The following is a 3,076-nucleotide window of genomic DNA, read 5'->3' on the forward strand; positions in this document are numbered from 1 at the left end:
AGAATCCATTGATGTAATCGTCTCATTCGTCTCATGTTGGATCATCTGAATGAGATTCGTTATTTGTTCTGCTGAATTTGCCGATTGTTCCGCAAGCTTTCTTACTTCATCAGCTACAACTGCAAAGCCTTTTCCATGCTCACCGGCTCTTGCTGCTTCGATTGCTGCATTTAATGCTAAAAGATTCGTCTGTCCGGCGATTGCTGTAATGACTTCGTTAATTTTACCGATTTCAACAGAGCGTTCACTAAGACCTTTAATTGAGCTTCCTAGTCCGGTAACATTTTCATTGATAGAATTCATCTGATTCATTACTTTATCAATTGACTGCTTTCCTTCAATAGAAATTTCAGCTGTTTCATTTGCGCTTTCTGTCATTTCTTCTGCATTTCTCGTTATTTGTTCTGCATAATCAGTCATTTCATTTATAACATATGTACTTTCTTCCACACTTTGCAACTGATGATTAGATCCTACTGCCAATTGCTGAATTGTTAATGAAATATGTTCGCTCGCTTTCGCGCTATGTTCTGCACTTGCACTCAACTCTTGCGAAGAAGCTGCAACTGTTTCAGATGTTTCATTCACTGTTCTAATCATTTCTCTCAGCCCCATAATCATCTTATTAAATGATGTAACGAGCTGCCCGACTTCATCTTTTGAACGGTAACTGCCTGAAATAGAAAAGTCCCCGCTTTCTGCCCGGACCATAAGCTTTTGAATTCGTTTAATAGGATTTACTATCGATCTGCTGATTATTAATCCTATTGTAATAGAAATAGCCATTGCTGCAATAATAATCGCAAGGAAAACAGCAGTTGCTGTCTTTAATTTTTCATGATTCTGCTTATATATTTTTTCCGCTAAGCTTTCATGATACAGTTTCAGATCTGAATTAAATTGTTGAAGCTCATCTCTTTTATGGCTTCCTTCACTTACATAATATTTATATGCCTGATCATCTTCTCCAGCCTCAGCGAGTCTAAGCGCCTCTTTTCTTACGACTGTATATCCTTCTACAAATTTAACATAATCATCCATCGTAACAACTTCTTCTGCAAATAATTCAGGTATTTCCAATTGAATATTTTTTGCAATTGTATCTTCAAGACTTTGCATCAATTGTTCGTACCTTATCGGATCATCTGTTAAGATTGCTTCCAGCATATAAGTATCCATCAGACGGTTATTTGCGAGCATCTGTCCTAACGAACTAATCGGTTTTAATTGCTCCTTATACATTACTTCTGAATCGTGTGCCATTTCCTTTATGTATGTATAGCCCATAAATCCTATAATTCCAAGGGAAAGAATAGATATCGTTATTAATAAAAGAAATTTTTGGCTGATTTTCATATTTGATAAAACATTCATGATGTTCCTCTCCTTAATAATTTTGCCCCTAAATTATATATCGGACAGGTAATTTATTAATGAAGTATTTTTTAGGAAATTTTTTCATAATAGTATTATTTTACATTAAAAACTAAATATAACCAAAGTAATCATAGAAATTAAGAATACTATTTTTATTGAAATAATAAAAAAGAGCAATTCTCCAATAGATGCTCCCAGATTAGAAGCGGATTTGTTTAGGAAGGAAACTCCAGATATCTGTAGAATTTTATTAGTAATATTCTTTTCATTCTGTTTTTAATGAAAAAAGAGATTGAAAAATGAATATAGTTTTACAGTAAAAACATGTTAGAATCGACAAATTAGCTTTATTATCCTTTATATAAAATTTAAATCATATATAAACACAAAATATAGATTGGAATGTAGTAAATATGTCAGTTATAAAGTTTAATTCTTATCACCAAAAAGAAGAAATGAAAAGAAATTTAAAACTTATCAACTTGAAATTTGAAAAAATTAGAGACTATGTGCATTTTCATATATTTTCTTTCGAACAGCTGGATGATTGTCAAACAGGATTTAGTATCGATCCTGATGGGAATTCTCTTGTAACCGATGAGGAAGGCAGCTGGGATGATAATTGGATTGTTATTGGATATGAAACTATATGTGGAGATCCCATTATTATTGAGTTAAATGAGGATGGATACCCTGTATCTCGATTAATACACGGAATGGGCAGCTGGGATGCTGGTAGTTTCCTTACAGATTCAATGGAATCATTTATAAAAATTTTAAAAGATATAGAGTGTTTTCTTACTGAAAAACAAGTCTTACAAGGGAAACGAACGATACAAAATAAAGAATTAAAAGCATTGCTAAATAATATTATAGAAAAGGACAAATTCACTGATTTTGAAATATGGCAATCTTTATTGAATCCGTTATTCAATATTGCAGACGAATACGAGAAAGCATTGGAGACAAAAGTAAAGGAAATGAAAGGAGAAGGTAAAAAAATTACAGAAATTGCTTATCTGTTTAATATAAAACCTAAAGATGTGTATGAGTATATTAAGAAAATGTAAAAGGATATTTAGGATTTAACATAAAGATTGTTAATTCAGTTTAATTGCAAATTACTTTTTCAAAAGAAACTATTCTGCTTTTCTTCTTGGGCTAACGGGGTTTTATTTTAATAAAGCGCTTAAAAATAATCAAACTTTTTATAAAAGCATGATTTAATTACATATATTAAAAGCGTGTTTCGATCAATCTTTTCTCAAAACACGCTTTTCTATTCACCCTTCTATCAAATTGATTAGGATTATTTAACCTGACTTTATTTTAAAGTAAGAGCAGAATATTTACAAAAAAAACAAACGAGCTTCATATAATATTTATATTTTAATGATAAGCTGATAAAGAAAACATCCCCTAAATCTATTGATTCAAGGGATGTATAATTGAACACTGTTTTAAAATTTAAATCTATGAATCAAATGTTGGAGTTCACTTGAGATTTTTGCTAAATTTGCTGATGATGTTTCAATTTCTTCCATTGAAGCTAATTGCTCTTCTGTTGCTGCTGATACATTTTGATTGCTCGCTGCAGACTGTTCAGCAATCGCTTTAACAGAATTAATCGATACTGCTACTTGGGAAGAGCCGGCTGACAGCTCATTTATTGCATTTACCACATCTTTTATTTGGACGG

2 protein-coding genes and 1 pseudogene are annotated in these 3,076 nt (G+C 31.7%); 1 reads left to right on the top strand and 2 read right to left on the bottom strand.

Features of this window, described 5'->3' with window-relative positions; translation table 11 throughout:
• A partial coding sequence (locus BFA01S_RS21195; protein ID WP_066235577.1) for a methyl-accepting chemotaxis protein occupies positions 1 to 1,374 on the bottom strand: 1,374 nt, incomplete at its 3' end.
• A 416-nt stretch (positions 1,375 to 1,790) separates the two neighbouring features.
• Between BFA01S_RS21195 and BFA01S_RS21200 the strand changes: the two genes are divergently transcribed.
• A complete protein-coding gene (locus BFA01S_RS21200) occupies positions 1,791 to 2,447 on the top strand; it encodes a hypothetical protein (RefSeq protein ID WP_066235578.1) in 657 nt (218 codons plus the stop codon).
• Positions 2,448 to 2,837: 390 nt separating this feature from the next.
• On the opposite strand, the pseudogene BFA01S_RS23020 reads toward BFA01S_RS21200, so the two are convergent.
• A pseudogene (locus BFA01S_RS23020) lies at positions 2,838 to 3,076 on the bottom strand (methyl-accepting chemotaxis protein); the annotation flags it as partial.

It is taken from the genome of Metabacillus fastidiosus NBRC 101226 (assembly GCF_001591625.1).
GTDB lineage: Bacteria > Bacillota > Bacilli > Bacillales > Bacillaceae > Metabacillus > Metabacillus fastidiosus.

Coding starts and splice junctions, on each gene's coding strand:
- BFA01S_RS21200 (WP_066235578.1), top strand. CDS start 1,791: ATGTCAGTTATAAAGTTTAATTCTTATCACCAAAAAGAAGAAATGAAA.